Source organism: Virgibacillus ndiopensis, from assembly GCF_900187325.1.
Lineage (GTDB): Bacteria > Bacillota > Bacilli > Bacillales > Amphibacillaceae > Virgibacillus_E > Virgibacillus_E ndiopensis.
On sequence record NZ_FZMZ01000005.1, the window covers coordinates 30689 to 52788 of the forward strand.

The 22100-nt window shown below is 36.3% G+C and carries 18 protein-coding genes, 1 pseudogene and 1 riboswitch; of the genes and pseudogenes, 12 read left to right on the forward strand and 7 right to left on the reverse strand.

The window, feature by feature from the left end; genetic code table 11:
* Positions 1-19 precede the first annotated feature (19 nt).
* Positions 20-1243 carry an MFS transporter gene (locus CS937_RS07410; protein ID WP_099157837.1) on the reverse strand — a complete coding sequence of 408 codons (1224 nt, stop codon included), beginning with the start codon at positions 1241-1243 and terminating at the stop codon, positions 20-22.
* Positions 1236-1673: a MarR family winged helix-turn-helix transcriptional regulator gene (locus CS937_RS07415; RefSeq protein WP_099157838.1), complete on the reverse strand. Its 438-nt coding sequence runs from the start codon at positions 1671-1673 to the stop codon at positions 1236-1238. Before CS937_RS07415 ends, CS937_RS07410 begins: the two co-directional genes overlap by 8 nt.
* A gap of 183 nt (positions 1674-1856) precedes the next feature.
* Positions 1857-1969: riboswitch (SAM riboswitch) on the forward strand.
* A gap of 94 nt (positions 1970-2063) precedes the next feature.
* Between CS937_RS07415 and CS937_RS07420 the strand changes: the two genes are divergently transcribed.
* The 3 genes from CS937_RS07420 to CS937_RS07430 all read left to right on the forward strand — a co-directional run bounded on the left by CS937_RS07420 (position 2064) and on the right by CS937_RS07430 (position 6413).
* Positions 2064-3116 (forward strand): LLM class flavin-dependent oxidoreductase, encoded by a 1053-nt coding sequence (locus CS937_RS07420; protein WP_099157839.1) that lies wholly within the window; start codon positions 2064-2066, stop codon positions 3114-3116.
* 16 nt (positions 3117-3132) lie between these two features.
* Positions 3133-4077, forward strand: a complete 945-nt coding sequence (locus tag CS937_RS07425) for an ATP-grasp domain-containing protein (RefSeq protein ID WP_099157840.1) — start codon at positions 3133-3135, stop codon at positions 4075-4077.
* Positions 4078-4265: 188 nt separating this feature from the next.
* On the forward strand, positions 4266-6413 hold the full coding sequence (locus tag CS937_RS07430) for a type IA DNA topoisomerase (RefSeq protein ID WP_099157841.1): 2148 nt from the start codon (positions 4266-4268) through the stop codon (positions 6411-6413).
* A 47-nt stretch (positions 6414-6460) separates the two neighbouring features.
* Here the strand turns inward: CS937_RS07430 and uraA are convergent, their stop codons facing one another.
* A complete protein-coding gene (gene uraA / locus CS937_RS07435; RefSeq protein ID WP_099157842.1) occupies positions 6461-7741 on the reverse strand; it encodes a uracil permease in 1281 nt (426 codons plus the stop codon).
* An 896-nt stretch (positions 7742-8637) separates the two neighbouring features.
* Between uraA and CS937_RS07445 the strand changes: the two are divergent.
* From CS937_RS07445 to CS937_RS07455, 3 genes and pseudogenes are all read left to right on the forward strand, one after another.
* Positions 8638-9060, forward strand: a pseudogene (locus tag CS937_RS07445) (SgcJ/EcaC family oxidoreductase); the annotation flags it as partial.
* Positions 9061-9481: 421 nt separating this feature from the next.
* Complete coding sequence (locus CS937_RS07450; protein WP_099157844.1) at positions 9482-10024, forward strand: NfeD family protein; 543 nt, start codon at positions 9482-9484, stop codon at positions 10022-10024.
* A gap of 63 nt (positions 10025-10087) precedes the next feature.
* The gene (locus CS937_RS07455) at positions 10088-11629 is read left to right on the forward strand and encodes a flotillin lipid rafts scaffold protein FloT (RefSeq protein ID WP_099157845.1); all 1542 of its coding nucleotides are present in this window, start codon (positions 10088-10090) and stop codon (positions 11627-11629) included.
* A 317-nt stretch (positions 11630-11946) separates the two neighbouring features.
* On the opposite strand, the gene sda is transcribed toward CS937_RS07455, so the two are convergent.
* A complete protein-coding gene (sda, locus tag CS937_RS07460; protein ID WP_099157846.1) occupies positions 11947-12099 on the reverse strand; it encodes a sporulation histidine kinase inhibitor Sda in 153 nt (50 codons plus the stop codon).
* Positions 12100-12356: 257 nt separating this feature from the next.
* On the opposite strand from sda, the gene CS937_RS07465 reads away from it, so the two are divergent.
* Positions 12357-14420 carry a thioredoxin domain-containing protein gene (locus CS937_RS07465; RefSeq protein ID WP_099157847.1) on the forward strand — a complete coding sequence of 688 codons (2064 nt, stop codon included), beginning with the start codon at positions 12357-12359 and terminating at the stop codon, positions 14418-14420.
* A 49-nt stretch (positions 14421-14469) separates the two neighbouring features.
* Here CS937_RS07465 and CS937_RS07470 read toward each other — a convergent pair whose 3' ends face one another.
* A complete protein-coding gene (locus CS937_RS07470; RefSeq protein WP_099157848.1) occupies positions 14470-16680 on the reverse strand; it encodes a heavy metal translocating P-type ATPase in 2211 nt (736 codons plus the stop codon).
* 69 nt (positions 16681-16749) lie between these two features.
* Positions 16750-17541, reverse strand: coding sequence for a cytochrome c oxidase assembly protein (locus tag CS937_RS19980; RefSeq protein ID WP_099157849.1), 792 nt, complete (start codon positions 17539-17541; stop codon positions 16750-16752).
* A gap of 166 nt (positions 17542-17707) precedes the next feature.
* On the opposite strand from CS937_RS19980, the gene CS937_RS07480 reads away from it, so the two are divergent.
* The 3 genes from CS937_RS07480 to CS937_RS07490 all read left to right on the forward strand — a co-directional run bounded on the left by CS937_RS07480 (position 17708) and on the right by CS937_RS07490 (position 20742).
* Positions 17708-18295, forward strand: a complete 588-nt coding sequence (locus CS937_RS07480; RefSeq protein WP_099157850.1) for a DeoR family transcriptional regulator — start codon at positions 17708-17710, stop codon at positions 18293-18295.
* Between the two features lie 27 nt (positions 18296-18322).
* A complete protein-coding gene (locus CS937_RS07485; RefSeq protein ID WP_099157851.1) occupies positions 18323-19087 on the forward strand; it encodes a FixH family protein in 765 nt (254 codons plus the stop codon).
* 251 nt (positions 19088-19338) lie between these two features.
* The gene (locus CS937_RS07490; RefSeq protein WP_176555786.1) at positions 19339-20742 is read left to right on the forward strand and encodes a vWA domain-containing protein; all 1404 of its coding nucleotides are present in this window, start codon (positions 19339-19341) and stop codon (positions 20740-20742) included.
* 28 nt (positions 20743-20770) lie between these two features.
* On the opposite strand, the gene CS937_RS07495 is transcribed toward CS937_RS07490, so the two are convergent.
* Positions 20771-21196, reverse strand: coding sequence for a DUF2663 family protein (locus CS937_RS07495; protein WP_099157853.1), 426 nt, complete (start codon positions 21194-21196; stop codon positions 20771-20773).
* 127 nt (positions 21197-21323) lie between these two features.
* Here CS937_RS07495 and CS937_RS07500 point away from each other — a divergent pair, with 127 nt between their 5' ends.
* Both CS937_RS07500 and CS937_RS07505 read left to right on the forward strand, forming a co-directional pair.
* Entirely contained in the window at positions 21324-21698 is a 375-nt protein-coding gene (locus tag CS937_RS07500; RefSeq protein WP_099157854.1) for a MazG nucleotide pyrophosphohydrolase domain-containing protein, read from the forward strand.
* Positions 21699-21726: 28 nt separating this feature from the next.
* Positions 21727-22098, forward strand: coding sequence for a VOC family protein (locus CS937_RS07505; protein ID WP_099157855.1), 372 nt, complete (start codon positions 21727-21729; stop codon positions 22096-22098).
* Positions 22099-22100: the final 2 nt, after the last annotated feature.

Here is a 22100-nt window from a genome sequence, read left to right on the forward strand (position 1 = left end):
CCCACCAGAAATCTTTTTTTTATTTTACACGTTGTTCCTCATTATAAACTTTATTTTCTGCTTGTGTTCGTCTCTGTTGTCTTGATTGATACAGCAAAAACAGTCCTATGACAACGACAACTAAAATTACATTAATCATATATAACTTTTGAAAACCAACCCCTGCGACAACTAGCCCCCATACAAATGATCCTACTGCGATTCCGGTATCATATAACATGAAAAATGTTGCTGTCGCATGACCACTTCTAGCATGATCTGCCGTTTGAATGGCCATCGTTTGGAAGCTCGGTAATAATGTACCATAACCTAATCCAATTAGACCAGCCGAGAGCAGTAGCATCCATGCAGATCCTGTAAAACTTAATGTAAGAAGACCGATAGCGAATATAAATAGACATGGTAAAATGACATAATTTGGTCCCTTAATATCGAACGTTCTTCCGAAGTAAGGTCTTGATATAAGCATAACGATTGCAAAGACTAAAAAGAAATAACTTGCAGCCGCTGACAGACCAAGTGAATCGGAGTAAACGGAGATAAATGATAAAATACTGGCATATGCCAGCGAAACGAAACTGCTAATTAATGCGATGGGTATTGCTTTAAGCTCAATTAAGTCGTTGGGTGAAAATTTATGGTTACCTGCTTTTATAGTGATCTCGTTTTCCTGCGGCACATGTACAATAATGGAAAAAATTAACCCAGCAATCATTAATATACTTAAGATAACAAATAGCATTTTAAACGATACAAATTGTAATAATGATAAACCTATAAAAGGTCCAACTACAACAGCCAAATTCATTGCCATTGCAAAATATCCTAGTCCTGCACCGCGCCGATCATGTGGGATGACATCTGCTGCAATAGCACCAGTAGCTGTAGTAATCACACCAAACGATAATCCATGAATGAACCGTAATATTAATAAAGGAATAAATTCATCAATCCAAATATAGAAAAAAGTTGTCACTGTGAATGTTGCGACACTTAAAATAAGCCCCCGTTTTTTTCCAGTTTTATCTAACAGATTGGCGGAAAATGGGCGTACAATGATGGCTGCGACTAACATAACTGTGACAATTAATCCACCATCCGCTTCAGATTTTCCCAAACTGTTAATCACATAAATTGGGAGTGTGGTTAATAATGTATAAAAAATCATAAAAACCATGAACTGTGTCATGGAAATTCCTATAAAGCTTTTGGTCCAAATAGGTTGTTGTTTCGCATTACTCATTATGTGATTCCTCTCCTGTTGTTCCTAATTTAGTAAGTAGCTTATATAATTGCTTTTTTTCTTCAAGGCTGAGATTTGCTACCATTTCTTGTTCAATTTTATCTGTTGATTGCTGAACCTGTGTAAATTTTTGTTTAGCTTCTTCCGTCAATTCAATGAATCTTTCTCGTTTGTCATCCCCTTGCATTCGTACAATCCATCCATTTTTTTCCATACGGGAAAGTGTTCGGGTCATCGTTGGGGCTTCCACGTTCAAATATTTCCAAATGGCAGTCTGTGTCATTGGTCCAAACCGTTCCAAACAAAAAATAATAGACCATTGAGAAGCATACAACCCATGGTCATTAAGCCGATTGTTTATTTCTTTGCTCAAATACCGAACCCGCTGATTAAGTAAGTGAAATAAGTCCCGATTGTTGATATTGTCCATTCTTTCACCTCCATTATTTACCTAGGTAAATAAAATCACTTAACCTATAATACATATTTTTGTTGGGATTGTAAACCTCTTTGTAAAAAAGTAATCCTAAATAAACACTAAGAATTAATTTATTGACAGTTCTAATTTTTTAACTTAATATCATATTAAACAACTAAGAATAGTCTATTTTAATTCTTATCTAGAGAGGTGGAGGGATACGGCCCATTGAAACCTCGGCAACAGGTTCTGTATATATGGAATACTGTGCCAATTCCAGCAAGCGTGAGTCGCTTGAAAGATAGGAAGAGAAGAAATCATTTTTGATCTCAAACTCTTTTCTATCCAGAAAAGAGTTTTTTTCGAATAACAACAATTAGGATTGGAACAGGAGTGGCGATGATGAAGTATGGTTTTTGGTTACCGATTTTTGGTGGATGGCTACGGAATGTAGGAGATGAACAGATGCCACCGACATTTGATTATGCTAAGCAAGTAATACAATCTGCAGAAAAGTGGGGTTATGATACAACGCTAATTGCGGAATTATATTTAAACGATATAAAAGGAACAGATCACGATTCACTAGAAGCCTGGTCGACTGCAGCCGCATTAGCTGCAGTAACAGAAAAAATTGAAATCATGACAGCTGTACGTCCTGTGTTTCATAATCCTGCAGTAACAGCAAAAATGGCCGCAAATATTGACCGGATCAGTAATGGACGTTTTACATTAAATGTCGTTTCCGGCTGGTGGGCTGGTGAAGCCAAGCAATACGGCGGGGATTTTACAGAACATGATGAACGTTATGATAGAACAATTGAATTTTTGGAGATTCTAAAAGGCTTATGGACAGAAGATACATTTTCATATGATGGTAAGTTTTATCAAATTGAAAACACGAAACTCTCCCCTAAACCGGTTCAACGACCAAATCCGATTCTTTATGCAGGTGGAGAAAGCGCTAAAGGAAAACAAGTGATTACATCGCTTTGTGATGCATATGTTATGCATGGTGGGACAGTTGAAGAGATTGAAGCTAAGGTTATTGATATGAAAAAGCGCCGAAAAGCGGCTGGTGGAGAAGAATTACAATCGTTTGGAATGGCGGCTTATGTAATTTGTCGCGACACAGAGAAAGAAGCACTTCAGGAATTAGAACGAATTACAGATGTGAAGGATACGAGTGGGTATGCTGGATTTAAGGACTTTACATCAAAGTCCCAGCTTGAACAACAGGTACAATTACAGGATTATTCGGTTTCTAATCGGGGTTTACGTCCTAATCTTGTTGGTACACCAGAACAAATTGCAAAAAGGATTGTAAAATATGAAATGGCAGGTGTTGATTTATTATTGTTGCAGAGTTCACCACAATTAGAGGAATTGGAACGTTTTTCAAAGCAAGTTATGCCAAAGGTTGAAGAACTGCGGGCTGAATTAACAAACATCTAGGAAAGGGATGGTAGTTTTGAGTAAAATATATGTGATACATGAAAATAATCAGTGGACGGAGCATTTATTTAATAGATTAAAGGAATTGGAACTGCCATATGAGGATTGGCTATTGGAAAATGGTAAGGTTGATCTGACTTCTTTACCACCAGAAGGCATTTTTTATAACAGAATGAGTGCTTCATCACATACACGTGGGCATCGTTTCTCACCAGAATTAACAAGCGCGGTACTTTCATGGTTGGAACACCATGGTAGAACAGTAATCAATGGAAGTCGTGCACTACAGTTAGAAGTTAGCAAAGTGTTGCAGTATTTAGAACTTGAGAAGTTTGGTATTAAAACTCCAAAAACAATTGCTACTGTTGGAAAAGAGGAATTAGTAGAGGCAGCAAAAACATTTCAAGGAAAGAAATTTATCACGAAGCACAATCGTGCAGGTAAAGGACTAGGCGTTCAACTTTTCCAATCAATTGAAGCATTACAGAATTATGTAGAAGGGGAAACATTTGAAGAACCAGTTGATGGTATCACGTTAATCCAAGAGTATATTGAGTCTCCTGAATCATTCATTACACGTTGTGAATTTGTCAGTGGAAAATTTGTCTATGCTGTTCGCGTGGATACGTCGGAAGGATTTGAATTATGTCCAGCAGATGCTTGTACAATTGATGATTTGTTTTGTCCTGTTGGTGAAGAACCATCGTCTTCGCCTAAATTCCAAATTAGAGAGGGATTTGACCATCCAATTCTTAAAAAGTATGAACGGGTTCTTGCAGCAAACAATATTCAAATCGCTGGAATTGAGTTTATTCAGGATAAAAATGGCGAAATCTTCACGTATGATATTAACACGAATACCAATTATAATAGTGATGCAGAAGAGAAGAGTGGAAAGTTTGGAATGCTGGAAGTTGCTAAGTTTTTAGGTAATGAACTTGAAAAATCAGTTCTTGTTTAATTGTCGAATAGAAAAACCATTTTCTAAGTTAATTAGAAAGTGGTTTTTCTTTTTTCGTAAACAATATAACTTTTCGTAAACTATTTGGTAGAATTAAGGTATACTAGATTCACCTACGATCTTTCTACATAAGTTGCTCCTATAAACCTTCTAATAACAAATAACACACTAAAAGCGGGTGATAACTAATGCGATTAATCCTTGCAGAAAAACCATCTGTAGCGAAAAATATCGCAGATGCGTTGAAGATCAAAGATAAGAAAGATGGTTATTTTGAAGGAAATAACTACATTATAACCTGGGCTTTTGGCCATCTGGTTCAGTTGTATGATGCAAAAGATTATGACAGTAAGATGGCACGCTGGAAGATGGACAATTTTCCATTTATTCCTACCAATTTTAAATATAAAGTAAAAAGCGATCCCCGGAACAGACAGCGTTCTGATCGTGGTGCAGAGAAACAGTTGAAGATAATTCATTATTTAATGAAGCGAAACGATGTTGATATGATCATTTCTGCTTGTGATTATGATCGGGAAGGTCAGGTTATTGGTGATAGCATTATCTATCGCGCGAAGCCAAAGAAGCAGATTTATCGATTACTTTTAAATGAATGGACACCAGATGAAGTGCTACATGGAATTGAACAGATGAAACCAAATGAAACGTTGAGACCATTGCAGGATGCTGGTGTTAGTAGACAATGGGCGGATTGGGTTATTGGCATTAATCTAACATCCGTTGCTACTTTAAAATATCAGAAGGGAAAAGGTAAAGCACTAAATATTGGCAGGGTGTTACTGCCAACATTGAAAATAATTTACGATCGTGATAAAGAAATTGAAAATTTTGTGCCAGAGGATTATTTTAAATTAACAGCAACGTTTCAAACAAAAGATCTAAAGGAATATCAAGGTACATATATAGAGAAGAATCAAGAGAAATTTAAGAAAAAGGATATTCTCGAGGATATTCTAGTAGCAATCCAGAATAAAACGGCTATTATTACGGATAAACAAGTAGAGAAGAAGAAAGAATTCGCTCCATTTTTATTTAATCTTTCCAATCTGCAGGGGTATATAACGAACAAATACAAGGGTTGGACATCGGACAAAGTTTTAAAAGTAGCACAATCACTTTATGAAAAAAAGTTCATCACATATCCTCGGACCTCTAGTATTGCATTGGAGGAAAGTCTGGCTGGCAAAACTGCCAAGGTATTAAAAACGTTGGCGGAAGACTTACCATACAAAGATGAGATTAAGTTTATGAAAACAAAACGAGTGTTTAACAATGCCAAGGTGGAAAGCCATAGTGCAATTGCTCCGACGTATGTAAAACCAAAGCGCCTAACAAGTGATGAACAAATTGTATATACTGCAATTAAAAATCGTTTTATTATGCAGTTCATGCCTGTAGCTGAATACGAGGAAACTAAACTTACAACAAAAGTTGATGATGTACAAGGTTATTTCAGTTCAAAAGGGAAGGTTCAGCTTGTTGAAGGGTGGAAGAAAGTAGAAAACATCCAATCCAAGGACAATATATTGCCTGTCGTACAAGTGAACGATAGTGTAAGTTTGCTAGATTCGGAGGTTTCATCCCATGTGACAAAACCACCGAAACATCATACAGAGAAAACGTTATTGCGTGTAATGGAGACATGTGGGAAGAGCTATAAAGAAGATGATAGTGATGAAGTCATGGGAAGTATTCTTACTGGGTTTAGCATTGGCACGGCAGCAACACGAGCAGAAACAATAAAAAAATTAAAAGACGTGGGATACGTAAGCGGTCAAGGTAAAAACTTATTGTGTACGGATTTAGGCAGAAGACTTGTGGAAACATTCCCAGTTAAAGACTTGTTTGATCTAGAGTTTACAGGAAGGCTCGAAAAGACTTTGTCAGATATTCAGAAAGGAAATGTTAGTAAAAGAGAGTTTTTGAGCTTAGTATTTTCCTTTACAAACGATTCAGTTGCAACTATTAAGTATGGACAAGATGTCATCATCAATGAAATTACTTCAACGCAAAGAACGAAAGAAATACTTGGGGCATGTCCGCAATGTGGAAGTAAAGTAATGGAGGGAACAAAAGGATTCGGCTGCAGCAATTGGAAAAGTGGCTGCAAGTTTGTTATTTGGAAAAATGATAAGTATTTAGCTTCCATGAAGAAAAGAGCTACGAAGACAATGGTTAAGGAACTTCTGAAAAATAAAGTTGCCTATGTTAAAGGGCTGACAAGTAAAAAAGGCAGTAAGTTTGGAGCCTATTTACGATATGAGAAAAATCCTGATAATGATTATTTTAGTTGGAAAATGGATTTTAAAAAATAGAATAGACAAGCCGTATCACATAACCTGGTGATACGACTTGTTTTTCATTACTCGTTTGATAGTTTTAACTTATCAAGTAATTTCAGAAGTATGCTAAGGATGATAGCAACAATTGTAGCTAATCCCATTCCTTTTAATTCAACATCACCTAATTGAACGGATGCACCGCTGATTCCGATAACTAGAACAACACAAGTTAAAATTAAATTTTGTGAGCGATTGTAGTCTATTTTAGATTCAACTAACATCCGAATCCCACTTACTGCGATAATACCGAATAATAGTATGGAAATTCCGCCCATCACTGCTGTTGGTATGGAAGATATCAGTGCTGCGAGCTTACCACAGAATGATAGAATAATAGCTACTACTGCTGCCATACCAATAATCCATGTGGAGTATACTCTTGTAATGGCGAGTACACCAATATTCTCACCATACGTGGTGTTTGGTGTTGCCCCAAAAAAACTGGAAAGAATCGTTGATATCCCATTTCCCATCAGTGAGCGATCTAGCCCAGGTTCTTTAATCAAATCTTTTTTTACGATATTACCTGTTACAAATAAGTGTCCGATATGTTCAGGTATAATAACAAGCGCAGCAGGAAGAATTACGATGATTGCGGACCAATCAATCTTCATTTGATAGAACTCTGGCATAGAAATCCATGCTGCTTCCTGAACCTTTGTTAAATCGACTAAACCAAATGCAAAAGCGATAAAATATCCAGCAACAATCCCGATCAGTATAGGAATAATTTTTAAAAAACCTCGTAATGTCACCCAGCAAATAATTGTAATTGTAAGTGTTAAAAAGGATACTAATGCAACTTGGGGGTCAACAGCCCATGTAGGGTCAGCATCTGCTGGGGCAATCCATCCAGCCATTTCTGCAGCAGTTGGTACAAGTTCAAGTCCAATTACTGCCACGATTGCGCCCATCGCTGCCGGTGGAAAGATCACATCAATCCACCTAGTTCCCGCTATTTTGACGAGTAACCCAACAAGAAGTAAGACAATCCCAACTACAAGGAATCCACCAAGTGCATAACTATAACCAGCTCCACCAGAATATTGCCCCAATACTACAAAAACCGGTGAGATAAAGGCAAAGCTGGAACCAAGGTAAGCAGGGATTTTTCCTTTGGTAATAAATATATATAGTAGTGTTCCGATACCATTCATTAATAGTATTGTTGCAGGGTTTATCTGAAACAAGACAGGTACTAACACGGTTGAACCAAACATTGCGAATAAGTGTTGTATGCTTAGTGGTAAACTTTGTAAAAAAGGTAAGCGTTCATCAACTTGAATTTCTCTTTGTGCCATCTTTTTCTCTCCCTTTTGGAATTTGGGTTTACCGGTTACCGTAAAATATAAAAAAACACCTTGCCTAATCATGGCAAGGTGTATGCGAACAAACAAAATCAATAATGGAAGATTCCAGGCGATTTGCTATTATAAACAGAACTCATCTGTTCCACCTTGCCAGCCTCACAGGACTGAATTAAAGGTAACCGTATAAACTTATCTTAGTTATTATTACAATTTATACTAGATGTGTCAATGATTTTTTGTAATTAAGTCCTGATTTTGATAATGTTCTTATTAAGGTTGTTTTCTAAAAGATAGTTGTTTTTACACAAAATACATAAAATGCGACGTAAGTGCAATGTAAATTTCGTATTTTATGACGCTCCTTTGCCCCGCAGCCCGTATACACTATGCTTTCCGGGGGCGGCTGATGAGCCTCCTCGTGCTGACGCACTCCGGGGTCTCAACGATGCCTCTTCTCCCCCATGAGTCTCCGTGTATACGGGCCGCTAGTAAGTGAATTTATGCTTATTTACAAGCCCTTCTTTTTCCTATATTGTTTTGTTGATCAATAATTATTATTTGGAGAAGGAACCGATATAAAACCCTATTTATCTACTTCACCAGTCCGGGTGAGCGGAGGGTGGTGACTCCTGCTCAGAACAGCACGAGTCCGAAGACCCCGCAGAGTGGGTTTCTCGAGGAGGCTGAGGCCGTGCCCGCGGAAAGCATCCGCCCGCAGCGATCCCGGACGGCAATCGAGATGGGACTTAATTTCCCTATTATTTTTACGTCGTATTCTACTGAAACTACGAGGTTAAAAGCAATAAACTTTATGAAAAGGGCCATATTAATAAAACAGGAGAGTAAAATGTTGGGAGGGAACAAACATGGAACATGAATCTAGTTAAGTACTTGCACTTTATCGAAAAATAATAGATGCTTGGAACAATCGCAGTGCTAGTGATATGAGTAATCAGTTTACCGAGAATGGTGAGCTAATTGGTTTTGATGGAAGTCAGGTCGCTGGGAAAGTGGATATCTATGCACATTTAAATCCGATTTTTAGATCACATCCAACAGCTCCTTTCGTAAGTAAAGTCAAAGATATACGAATTCTTAGTACTGATATTGCTATCTTACGTGCGATTGTAGGCATGGTACCGATCGGGAAATCAGAGATAAACCCTGAATTAAACGCTCATCAAACGCTTATAGCAGTTAAAAGAGGAAATGAATGGCAGACTGAGCTATTTCAAAATACTCCTGCTCAATTTCATGGGAGACCCGAATTAGTCAAGGAAATGACAGAAGAATTGAGAGAGCAAATGTAATAAAAAGGCGTTATTTCTTTCCATGAATAAGATAACGCCTTTTTTAATTTGGCTGTTTTATAAAAGATTGTTGTTTCAAAATTGAATCTTTCCGCAGTTTGTTTTTATTCACAGAAACTGCGGCATAACGGCAACGTGATTTCCGCTGCGCGTAGTGTTTTTCCGTAGCGATAGCAGGGCACCAAACATAATTTATAGTTACGTCGCTTTTTATATCAACTGAATTTATATAATAATTCTGTAGAGAAATCAATAATCCTTTTTACCATGTAAAAAAAGTTCTGTTTTCATGATAATGACGTATATCTAATTAGTGGTGCTCCATTTAGAAATAATTTTTTAAAAATTGAAACCTTTTAGTTGTTATTTCCGTATTACTAGTGTAAAGGTACTACATATCGAAGTAAAAGGGGGTGTCTATATGGAATTTCTCGGATATCCACTGGAAACCATTTATCTAGTTGGTCTTATAGTCGGTGGTAGTTTAGTACTCATTTATATCTTATTGTCGGATATTTTGGAGGGAATGTTTGAATTTCTATCTGGAGGGATATTTAATCCAACTCTTGTATTATCATTTATTACCATTTTAAGTGCGGCTGGTTACATATTGGAAATTGCTACATCTATTCACAGCTTATTAATTTTTATCATTTCACTAATTCTGTCTGCAATTTTAGTTACGTTGTTAAATTTGTTTATTCTTATTCCATTGTCTTCAGCTGAGTCTTCGCTTGTTTATACAGAAGATGATTTGAAGGGGAGAGTTGGAAAAGTAATTATTTCTATTCCAGATGATGGGTATGGAGAGGTGGTTATTTCTGGTAAAGGCGGCACAATAGCAAAGTCAGCTAAAAGCTTTGACGGTCAGTCAATACCTGAAGGAACAGAGGTTTTAGTTATTGATATTAAGAATAGTGTGGTGTACGTATCTGTTCATGATCAAATAAATTTTCAAGCATAGATTACGGTTAAAAACGCTGCAAATGCAGGTTTTTATACAAAAAATAGAATAGGGGGATGTAAGATGACACCGATATTTATTGTTATTGGTATTGTAGTTGTTTTGTTATTGGTATTAATAGGTGTATTTGTTTCGAAATACCGAACAGCGGGTCCTGACGAAGCATTGATTGTAACTGGGAGTTATTTAGGATCAAAAAATGTCAATGTGGATGAATCTGGAAATAAAATAAAAATTGTCCGTGGTGGCGGTACATTTATTCTTCCAATATTTCAACAAGCGGAACCACTGAGTTTACTTTCAAGTAAGCTTGATGTACAAACACCTGAAGTGTATACCGAACAGGGCGTTCCGGTAATGGCTGATGGAACAGCAATTATTAAAATTGGTGGTTCTATTAATGAGATTGCAACTGCTGCGGAACAATTTTTAGGCAAATCCAAAGAAGATCGGGAAAATGAAGCAAGAGAAGTTTTAGAGGGTCATTTACGATCGATTTTAGGATCGATGACTGTCGAGGAGATTTATAAAAATCGGGAGAAATTCTCACAGGAAGTACAACGTGTTGCTTCACAAGACTTAGCGAAAATGGGACTTATCATCGTTTCATTTACGATTAAGGATGTTCGTGACAAAAATGGATACTTAGAATCACTTGGTAAGCCACGTATTGCGCAAGTGAAGCGTGATGCTGACATTGCGACAGCAGATGCAGAAAAAGAAACACGCATTAAACGTGCAGAAGCAAATAAAGATGCAAAAAAATCCGAACTGGAGCGGGAAACTGAAATTGCCGAAGCAGAAAAATCTAACCAGTTAAAAATTGCAGAATATCGCAGAGAACAGGATAAGGCAAAGGCACGTGCGGACCAAGCCTATCATCTTGAAGAGGCACATTCGAAGCAGGAAGTTACGGAACAACAAATGCAGGTCAAAATCATTGAGCGCCAGAAGCAAATTGAGCTTGAAGAAAAAGAAATTGCGCGTCGTGAAAAACAATATGATTCTGAAGTTAAGAAGAAAGCAGACGCAGATCGTTACTCGGTTGAACAAGCGGCAGAAGCGGAAAAAAGAAAACAGCTTGCTGAGGCAGATGCCCATAAATATCATGTTGAAGCAATGGCAAAAGCAGAAGCAGAAAAAGTACGAATTGATGGTCTTGCTAAAGCTGAAGCAGAAAAAGCTCAAGGTGAATCAGAGGCTGAGGTAATTCGTCTAAAAGGTCTTGCCGAAGCAGAAGCGAAGCAAAAAGTTGCAGAGGCATTTGAACAATATGGTCATGCTGCTATTTTAGATATGATACTTAAAATGCTTCCAGATTATGCGAAGCAAGTTGCAAGTCCGATGGCTAATATTGATAAAATCACAGTTGTTGATACTGGGGGTAATGGTGAAAATAGCGGTGCAAATAAAGTTACAAGTTATGCGACCAACTTGATGTCCACACTTCAAGAATCGTTGAAGGCATCATCAGGAATTGACGTTAAAGAGTTAATTGAGAACTTTTCTGGTAAAGAAAATATAAAGGATAGCTTGGAAAAATCATCACAAAACCAGTCAACTGAAAGACAACTAGAAACTACTTCTAGTGATACAAAAGAGTAAAATTATCACTAAAAAGACTATCAAATTACAATGAATGTGCTGAACCCCAAAAGTTAGTTTTGGTCTAACTTTTGGGGGTGCACATCAGAATTGATAGTCTTTTTTTATATTTAGAGTTAAACATAAATAGCTCTATTAGTGTTATAGAATACAAATCTATCAGCTATGAAATTGTTGCATGCCCACTCCATATCTCCTTTCTTTGGAAACTTTTAGAAAAAATAACCTAATCGATTTCGGCATTATTACTCACATTAGTAATTTATATTCTCTTTCCCGCGTTTTCCCCAATCGTTTCTAATCTCTCTTTTTCTAAACTATTTATGACTCTCTCGTTTAGTTGATTGTTTAATCAATAACCCGCGGCGATTGATTTCCTGTTCAATTATTTCTCGAAATTCCTGATCTAAATTTAATTCTTTTGCCTTGATATAAGACTCAATCAGTAATTTGTTAGATAATTTTTCCAAGTTGATCTCCACTTCCTAACTTTCAAGAATATAGATGAGCAAGTTTGCTGAAAATAAATGTAAGTCATCTCTATAAAAGAACCAAAAAAAGAAAATTAGGAGATGGACACAAATTAATACTAATACACTCCTATTTTACGCACAATTATATCTAATTGGTTAGGGACCAATAAATAAATCGTTTGATTGTCTTTTTATTTATAGAATGGATAACATAATAGTAAAGGTAATTTCTATTAACATGAAAGGTGAACTCGATGAAACCAAATAATAAAGAACCTAACAGATTAATTGAAGAAAAGTCCCCATACTTGCTACAACATGCTTACAACCCAGTAGACTGGTATCCTTGGGGTGAGGAAGCGTTTGAAAAGGCGAGGGGAGAAAACAAACCAATTTTTCTTTCAATCGGCTATAGTAGCTGCCATTGGTGTCATGTATTCGCTCATGAATCCTTTGAGGACGAAGAGGTTGCAAAACTGCTCAATGATCGTTTCGTTTCAATAAAAGTTGATCGGGAGGAGCGTCCCGATATTGACTCGGTGTACATGAAAGTCTGTCAGATGATGAACGGACAAGGAGGCTGGCCGTTAAGTATTTTTTTAACTCCTGATAAAATTCCGTTTTATGCAGGTACATATTTTCCGAAAGAAAGTAAATATGGAATGCCTGGATTTGTCGAGGTTATTACACAACTTTATAAAAAGTTTAAAGAAGCTCCAGAACATATTAAGAAAGTGACGGATAGTGTTACAAATGCACTTCAAAAAACGGCTCAGCAAAAAGGTAAGAATAAGTTGACAGTAGACGTAGCGGATAATGCGTTTGAACAGCTTGGTCAACTGTTTGATATGAAATATGGTGGTTTTGGTGGGGCGCCAAAGTTTCCAGCGCCACATAATCTAATGTTTTTGTTGCGGTACTATAAATCGACTGGAAAGCAAACTGCCTTAGATATGGTAGAGAAAACATTAAAGTCGATGGCTTCAGGCGGGATATATGATCATATTGGATTTGGATTTGCTCGTTATTCCACCGATGAAGAGTGGCTAGTTCCACATTTTGAGAAAATGCTTTATGATAACGCACTGTTAGTAATGACTTATACGGAGTGTTATCAAGTTACCAATAATCCATACTTCAAACAAATTGCAGAGCAGATCATAACATTTGTAATGCGGGAAATGACGAGCAAAGAAGGAGCATTTTATTCGGCAATCGATGCGGATTCAGAGGGTGTAGAGGGGAAATATTATGTTTGGGACAAGAATGAAGTTATAACCATACTTGGTGATGATCTAGGTAAGATTTTTTGTGAAGTATATGACATTACATCAACTGGGAATTTTGAAGGGACGAACATTCCGAATATTATCCACACAGATATTGAATGGATTGCTTCACAACATAATCTTTCTGTTGAGACATTAAAAACAAAACTTGATATTGCACGGGAAAAACTATTAGAGGTAAGGTCAAAAAGAGTATATCCACACGTTGATGACAAAATACTAACATCGCAGAACGCATTGATGGTTGCTGCACTTGCCAAGGCAGGGAAAGTATTTGGAGTTAAGCAATACACGGATGTAGCTAGAAATGCGCTATCATTTATCGAAGAAACGTTAACTATTAATAACCGTTTAATGGTCAGGTATCGAGATGGAGAAGTAAAGCATAAAGGATATATGGATGATTACGCTTTTCTGCTCTGGGCATATATTGAAATGTATGATTCAACTCAATCCCTATCTTTCTTAGAAAAAGGGAACGCGATAACAAATGATATGGTGGAATTGTTTTGGGACGATAATCATGGTGGTTTCTTCTTTTATGGAAGTGATAGTGAAGAATTAATTACACGTGAAAAGGTAGTTTATGATGGTGCCATTCCATCTGGTAATAGTGTCGCAGCGGTAATGCTCGTTCGTCTGGCACATTTAGTCGGGAATACAAGGTATCTCGATAAGGTAGATGAAATGTATCAAATTTTTAAAGATGACTTAGATTCATATGCCAACGCAAGTACTTTTTTCATGCAAAGTTTAATTTTAACTGGAAACCCTACTAAGGAAGTAGTTGTAATTGGTGATAGGAACGATGACCCAACGCAAAAATTGCTAGCAGAATTTAACAAGTATTTTTTGCCAAATGTGACCTTGTTAGTAGGGGAATCCACTGGAACATTAGCGAAAGTTGCCCCATTTACAAGCGAATATCGAAAATTAGAGAATAAAACAACCGTTTATGTTTGTGAAAATTTTACTTGTAAACAGCCGACAACGGATATCGAGAAGGCATTTCAATCAATTTTACACTAATTACGGGAAAAGACGTATCTAGGAGAAGGGTCTGCTCTATTTTTGGATATTAGATTCTAGCTCGCTTCAACCTAAGCGAATTCAACACTACCGATACAGAACTAAAAGCCATCGCTGCACCTGCTAACCATGGCGCCAAAAAACCGAGCATTGCAAATGGAATCATTACGAAATTGTATAAAAATGCCCAAAGAAAATTTTGTTTAATATTCGTCATTGTTTTTTTACTGATTGTAATGGCATCAACGAGGCGATTCAAATTACCTTTGATAATCGTTACATCACCTGATTCAATAGCAATTTCGGATCCAGTTCCCATTGCAACACCGATATCGGAAATAGCTAATGCAGGTGCATCATTAATCCCATCACCTACCATCACAACTCTATTACCGTTTTGCTGATAGTTAGTTATGATTGCAGCTTTATCCTGTGGAGTGACCTCTGCTTGAAATTCAGCTATGCCGACTTTTCTGGCAACAGTCTTTCCTGAATTTCTATTATCACCGGTTAGCATGACGATATGTAATCCTATTTGTTTTAATCGAGAGACTGCAATGGATGAGGAAGGTTTTACGTCGTCAGCTACTGCTACTATTCCGGCAAAACGTGAATCTAAAAAGGCAATCATTACTGTTTTTCCATTGTTTTCAAGCTCCATTATTATATTTTCTACTCTAAGGGGGAGTGGAACATTTTCTTTTTTAAAGTATTTTTGATTAGCAAGAACAACATTCATTCCATTCACATTTCCCTTGACACCATATCCAGGTAATGCGGAAACGTGCATTGCCTCTGGAAGTAAACGGACTTTCGTCTTCGTCTTATCTACAATCGCTCTAGCAATAGGATGTTCCGAACCAGTTTCAACCGCACCGATAATTTCCAAAAATGCATTTTCACTAAGATGGTCAACATAGATGTCAGTTACTTGGGGCATCCCTCTTGTAAGTGTCCCTGTTTTGTCGAGGATTACCGTATCGCATCTTCCTAATAATTCAAGGAATTTCCCTTCCTTAAAAAGAATTCCAAGTTGTGCAGCTCGGCCACTTCCAACCATGACAGAGGTTGGTGTTGCAAGGCCGAGGGCGCAGGGGCATGCAATAATTAAGACAGCAATAACTTTTTCCAATGCTTCATTAAAATTACCTGGAAGAAAGATGGTATACCATGCCATAAATGTTATTAGTGCGATTACGATAACAATAGGGACGAATACACTAGTAATTTTATCGGCTATATGTTGAATTGGTGCCTTAGAGCTTTGGGCTTCTTCAACAATACGTATAATTTGTGACAATGTCGTTTCAGAATCTCTTTTGGTTACATTAATTTTTAATAATCCATTCTGATTAAAGGTCCCTGCATATACGTTTTTTCCAGGGAATTTTTCAACTGGTGTACTTTCTCCAGTTAACAAAGACTCATCAATCATTGAATTTCCTTGGATAACTTGCCCATCAATTGGTATTTTTTCACCGGGTTTAAGAATAATGGTATCCCCAGGTAAAAGTCGATCAACTGATGCTTTTATTTCTTTTCCTTCCGCAAATAATGTCGCTGTTTTGGTTTGTAATTGATAAAGTTTTTTGATGGCTTCTGTTGTTCTCATTTTCGTTTTTGCTTCTAGTAGTTTTCCTAGCAAAATGAATGTAATAATAAACGCGCTAGTTTCATAGTACAATACGATTGATTGTGGATGATTTATTGTTTGCATCGAAGTGAACGTCAGATAATGACTGTAGAAAAAAGCGGCCGATGTACTTAGTACCACTAGAACGTCCATATTAGCACTTCCGCTTTTTAATGCTTTCCAAGCCCTCTCGTAAAATTGGAATCCAATTATGAACTGAATAGGAATTGTCAGTGCGAGCTGAAACAAAGGGTGAGTAAATAATTCAGGAACCTTTATAAATGATGCCCACTTAAAATGAGCAAACATCGCCCATGCTAAGGGGAAGGTAAACAGTGCAGAAAGAATGAATTTCCAATGGAGAATTCGAATTGCTTTATGTTTATCAAGCTCCGATTGTGTGTTATCTTGGATGATTATTTTTGCCTCATATCCAATTTTATTAATTTTGTTGATGATGTCAGAAATGCTTGTCCGATTTTTATTAAATGATACACGGCCTTTTTCAGTAGTTAAATTTACATTTATTTCATGTACACCATCTATTCTGGAAACTACCTTTTCAATTCTGGAAGCACATGCAGCGCAATACATTCCTTTTACATTTAAGTAGCTGGTTTCTTGCATAATTTCCTCACCACTTTCAATATTTATACTATATTTTATTAGAAATCAAGCATGTTTAGAACGATACGCTTAGTCTTTCAGGTTTGGCCTGAACTGTAATGCAGACATAATACTTAATTTATGTATTCCCATCATTAGACTCCCTGCTATTACTTGATCAAGTCTGGTATTGAAGGGGAAGGGTAACAAACTTGAGGGACTAGATGGAGAGGGTGTGCAAAGATGGGAGGTCAGTTGAGTAAGAAATGGATTGTCCATTCCGTTCATCAGAGCACTGAATATAAATAGCAGACAAGCAGGCATAATTAGTAGTCCACTTAGATAGGCATACTGTTTTTTGTGTGCTTTACACAATTTAGGATTTACAAACGGCCACCACATCCAAAACGAGATTATGAATAACAAAAATAGATAACTGTTATGGTAAAAAGAACTTGTAGATAAGAAGTTTGTAGCTAACGGTAGATGGTAAAGGAAGAACAATAGGGAGAAGATAACTAGAGCAAGCTTTGGTGGCAAAAGGGTTTTGTTAAGTTTTTTTATCAAGGGAACCTTCCAAATTTGTTGATATAACTGTACGGGAAGTCCAAACAATAATAGTGGTGGAACGATAAAATAATGAATGCTCATTTGAATCATGTGGAAACTGGAGGTGAGATGACTGATTGCTGAAATTGGACTTCCGATTGTCAAGGATAGTAGGCTTAGGCCAGATAAAAAGAATAGAACTTGTTTATGGTTGAAGGTTATTTTTGTGAAACGTTTTATAAGGTATAAATACAAAAGAGCAATTATTAACAGGAGTGTCAAGAATGGGATTTTCCACTCCAATTGTCCAGCTAATAACAATTCATATGACATACAATTCCCCCTTTAAAATCAACATATGTTATATTTTCTTAAAACATTCACAGATCTTTCACACAACGTTCATTGATAAAGTAATAATCAATTGGTACATTAGTGTTATAGTTTGTTTGAATTTGTTAATAATATTGATGGATTAGATGAGGAGGGTAAAACATATATGCTACCACGTGAACGGCAAAACCGAATTAAAGAAATGATCCAAGAAAAAGAAAATATGAAAATAGCTGAACTAAGCAAGGAACTTGATGTTTCGGAAATGACGGTACACCGGGATTTAAAACCGTTAATTGATGATGGGATTATTGTTAAGACATTTGGCGGTATTTCCCTTGTTCAAGAACGTTCAAACAAAGTTTCTAATTCCGAGGAATGTGTTTTTTGCAGCCGTAAGATAAATGAAAGAATGGCTTATCGTTTGATATTACAAAATAATAAAATTGAAATGGCGTGCTGTGCACACTGTGGGCTTCTTCGACATCGTCAACTAGGTGATGATGTGATTCAGGCAATATGCCCTGACTTTTTTAAGCAGACAACGATAAGTGCTAAACTTGCTTGGTACGTGATGGATACTTCTTTACATATAGGTTGTTGTCATCCACAAGTATTAACATTTGAGTGGAAAGAGCATGCCGACAACTTCGTGAAAGGTTTTAATGGAAACGTATATAGCTTTAGTGAAGCAATCGAAAAGATTTTTCAAAAGATGAATGGTCATGATCATGGATGCAGTAAACATCATTAATAGTTGCAACAGATGGAGGTAATGAAAATGAGAAAAATAGTCTTATTACTATTAATAACGACCTTAGTTTTGCTGACTGCATGTGGTGAAACGAATAAGGATACTGAAGAGAGTACTGATGAAGAATTAAAGACACTTAATGTGGAATTTAAAGTTCCTGAGACAGCAGATGTCGACGAGACTGTGGTGCTAAATGCAATTGTTACATACGGTGATGAAAAAGTAAAAAATGCGGAAAAGGTCGAATTTGAATTCTGGGAAAAAGGTAATGAGGATGATAGTACGATAATTGAATCAAAAAATAATAAAGATGGAACGTATACAGCGGAAGTTGCATTTGACCATGATGGGGTATATGAAATGTATGCACATGTGACAGCAGAAGGTCTACACACTATGCCGAAAAAGTCTATTACTGTTGGTAATGGAACTACTGTTAAGAGTGGAGAAGAGCAGCAAGATGAAGCAACCAGTCATGAACATGGTCACCATGCAGAAGGGTTTGGAATGCATTTCATGAAGCCAGAAAATGTAAAGGCTAATCAAGAAACAGATTTGACCGTTCATTTACAAATCGATGATACTCCACTTGAAAAAGTAAATGTACGTTATGAAGTCTGGAATGTGGAAAGTCCAGATAACCACAAATGGATTGAAACAAAAGAATCAAATCCTGGTGAATACAATGCTGCCCATACGTTTGAGGAAGCCGGTTCATACATGATAGTCATTCATGTTGAAAATGAGGAAGGTTTGCATGAGCATGAAGAACATCAGTTGGAAGTCAATTAATTTAATAGGTTAAGGCTGTTTCCAAAAGATTGTTTCTTTTTCAAACGCTGAATCTGGTTTAATGATAGCAACAATCTACACGAAAAAAGTATAAATTATAAAATCCGTTCAACAGTTGATCGGATTTTTTTGATATAAAAATAGTATTAAGTACCTATAAAAACAAAATCTTTAGTTATTTTGAATCATTGACTCATAGGGTAAATATGTTCAATCTAAATATATACAAAAAATGGATGGGAATGAGATGAGTGTTTAGAAGGGTGTTTGTTAGTGTCTTTATGGTATTGTTACTTTTCATTACTGCGTGTAGTGATGATGAAACGACAGAAGCGAAAAATGAAAAAGATGTGAAACAACCGGTAAAAAAGGAACAAACGATTACAGAAGAATTGACTAGTATTTCACTAGCTTTAACCAGAGGAGATCTTAAAGGACAACAAGGTGGTACTTTAGTTACAGGTACTTCATTAGAAGAAGATTTGGCAGACGAAGAAACAGAAATAGACCCAGCAACGAAAGATAAATTGATAACCGAGTTGAAAAAGATTACGGAGGAAACACAAAATCCGAAAGATCTTCAGAAAGTGTTGGTACAATTGTTGGGAAGTAATCATTATAAGGAAATCATTGAAAAAGCAGAAAACTTTGAGCCTGATTTTGAGGAGCCATTTTTACCTGATCCAGAAAAGTCAAAAGAAGAAGTAGAAAACGAACCGAAAAAGGGGAAAGCTATTATTCTACTTGATGCAAGCTCGAGTATGCTGTTAAAAGTAGATAATCAATTAAAAATGGACATTGCTAAGAAAGCCGTTAAACGCTTTGGTGAGGCAATTGGGCAAGAGAATGATGTTTCTTTAGTTGTATATGGCCACAAAGGGTCTGAGTCCGATGCTGATAAAGCGTTATCCTGTACAGGAATCGAAGAAGTTTATCCAATGGGATCGTATAAGAAAGAGGCATTTGAGAAATCGTTAACAACATTTAAAAGTAAGGGTTGGACACCTCTAGCTGGTGCAATTAAGAAGGCTTCTGAAATGAGCAAAAATTATGATGAAAATATAACCGTATATATTGTTAGTGATGGTGTAGAAACGTGTGATGGCGATCCGGTAAAAGAGGCTAAAAGCTTTGTTAAAGATAACGAAGAAAGATCGGTAAATATTATTGGATTTCATGTAGATCAGGATGCTGAAAATCAATTGAAAAAAGTGTCAGAAGCGGGCAATGGTGACTATTTCGCTGCAAATAGTGCAGATGATTTAAAGACTACAATTGAAAAAGAATGGTTGCCGTCGTATATAGATTTGGCTTGGGCATTTACAAAGGCACCAGATGCGTGGGAACGACTTGACGAGTACGATAGATTTGATGTAGAGCTTGAAGCAATCAAGGATATAATAAAAAAGGAAAAAGAACGATTTGATCAAGCTGTTAACATTATAAGAGATGAAGAGATGATAGAATCAGCTGCAAATGACGAACTCCGTGAATTAGTATCAGAACGGTACAGTAAGATGATTGATGAGATGGGAAGATTTCGTTCTTTCAAAATAGATGAAATCGACAAACGTTCCGAAGAGATTCATAAGCGAGTTGAAAAATGGACAGAGAGAATGCGACAGCGGAAAGAAGAACGCGGAGATATGTTTTAACGTTTAAAGCTAGGGTTAGTACCCTAGCTTATTTACTTTTATAAACAACATTAATATCGTGATTCTCTTGCATATAAGAGGAAATTTGTTCCTTTATTTTTGGTTGCATGTTTATGTACCACGTATAGTTTAAATGATCAATAACTTCATCTCGCAAACGATCAAATTTATCTTTTGCTTTTTTCTTTTTTGTATAGTAATAATTCTGAAATAGAAAAGCAATGATTGCAGCCATTAATAATAAATAGTTCTTTGATAGAATGTCGAATGGATTTTCTTTCAAAATTTCCTGCTGGTATATGAATATACGAGCAATTAAAGAACCTAATAAAATAAGGGTGAGAATTACAGAAAGAGTATGCCTCCACTTCATTTTTTCCTTTTTCTCTTTTTTTTCGATCAATGATTTTAGCATGGTCCCTGTATCATCGGTAACAATATCTCTCCACGGCATTTCAATCACCTCATAACAATATTTATGCAGTGACGATAAAAAATAAACTAGCTTGTTTAAAAAAGGTTGCAAAAATTTAGTTAATAATTTATATTTCTAATAAAAATGTATACCAAAGAGGTGCAATATGAAGGACGTACAAGACTTTCTAAAAAACTTTCAAAAAGAAATGAATTGGGATATTAAGGGAAACAATTATCAAGAATCAAGAAGCTCCATGTTGAATAACTATATGCTTTTAACAACTGAAGTAGGGGAGGTAGCAGAAGAATTTAGATCTATTTTCAATAACACAACTAAACTGGCAGAAGACAATAACATAAGCGAGGAAGAAGCATTTAAACTTGCCAAGAACATCAACAAAGAAAAAATCGGTAAAGAATTATCGGATTGTATTGCTTACATAATAAAATTCGCGAATTATTTGGAAATTGATCTTGATGAAAGCTTTTATAACAAAATGTATGAAGTAAAAATGCGTCGAAATAAGGACGCTGGTTGAATATTCCATGTAGAGGAGTGAAGAAGATATGATAAGTCCGATTAAAAATCAAATTAATACTATTTTTGTTCATGTAAGTGATCTTAAACAAGCAGTAAAATGGTATTCCAACTTACTAGGGGTTGAATATAATTTAGATATGGTACACGATCCTGTATATAATATTCATATCAATCATCACACAGGATTAACGTTGGATGGTGTACGAGAAATAATGAAGAGGAGAAACCCTTCCGCCTATCCTTTGTTTAATTTTCATACGGATGATATTCATAAATCCTATCAGTATGTTAAAGAATTAGATTGTACGATAGATTCAGAAATTGTGGATTTTGATGACTTTTCATTTTTTACCATTAAAGATCCGGATGAAAACATCATTATGATTTGTACGGGGTAAAT

Coding starts and splice junctions, on each gene's coding strand:
- CS937_RS07410 (WP_099157837.1), bottom strand. CDS start 1,243: ATGAGTAATGCGAAACAACAACCTATTTGGACCAAAAGCTTTATAGGA.
- CS937_RS07415 (WP_099157838.1), bottom strand. CDS start 1,673: ATGGACAATATCAACAATCGGGACTTATTTCACTTACTTAATCAGCGG.
- CS937_RS07420 (WP_099157839.1), top strand. CDS start 2,064: ATGAAGTATGGTTTTTGGTTACCGATTTTTGGTGGATGGCTACGGAAT.
- CS937_RS07430 (WP_099157841.1), top strand. CDS start 4,266: ATGCGATTAATCCTTGCAGAAAAACCATCTGTAGCGAAAAATATCGCA.
- uraA (WP_099157842.1), bottom strand. CDS start 7,741: ATGGCACAAAGAGAAATTCAAGTTGATGAACGCTTACCTTTTTTACAA.
- CS937_RS07450 (WP_099157844.1), top strand. CDS start 9,482: ATGGAATTTCTCGGATATCCACTGGAAACCATTTATCTAGTTGGTCTT.
- CS937_RS07455 (WP_099157845.1), top strand. CDS start 10,088: ATGACACCGATATTTATTGTTATTGGTATTGTAGTTGTTTTGTTATTG.
- CS937_RS07465 (WP_099157847.1), top strand. CDS start 12,357: ATGAAACCAAATAATAAAGAACCTAACAGATTAATTGAAGAAAAGTCC.
- CS937_RS07470 (WP_099157848.1), bottom strand. CDS start 16,680: ATGCAAGAAACCAGCTACTTAAATGTAAAAGGAATGTATTGCGCTGCA.
- CS937_RS19980 (WP_099157849.1), bottom strand. CDS start 17,541: ATGTCATATGAATTGTTATTAGCTGGACAATTGGAGTGGAAAATCCCA.
- CS937_RS07480 (WP_099157850.1), top strand. CDS start 17,708: ATGCTACCACGTGAACGGCAAAACCGAATTAAAGAAATGATCCAAGAA.
- CS937_RS07485 (WP_099157851.1), top strand. CDS start 18,323: ATGAGAAAAATAGTCTTATTACTATTAATAACGACCTTAGTTTTGCTG.
- CS937_RS07495 (WP_099157853.1), bottom strand. CDS start 21,196: ATGCCGTGGAGAGATATTGTTACCGATGATACAGGGACCATGCTAAAA.
- CS937_RS07500 (WP_099157854.1), top strand. CDS start 21,324: ATGAAGGACGTACAAGACTTTCTAAAAAACTTTCAAAAAGAAATGAAT.
- CS937_RS07505 (WP_099157855.1), top strand. CDS start 21,727: ATGATAAGTCCGATTAAAAATCAAATTAATACTATTTTTGTTCATGTA.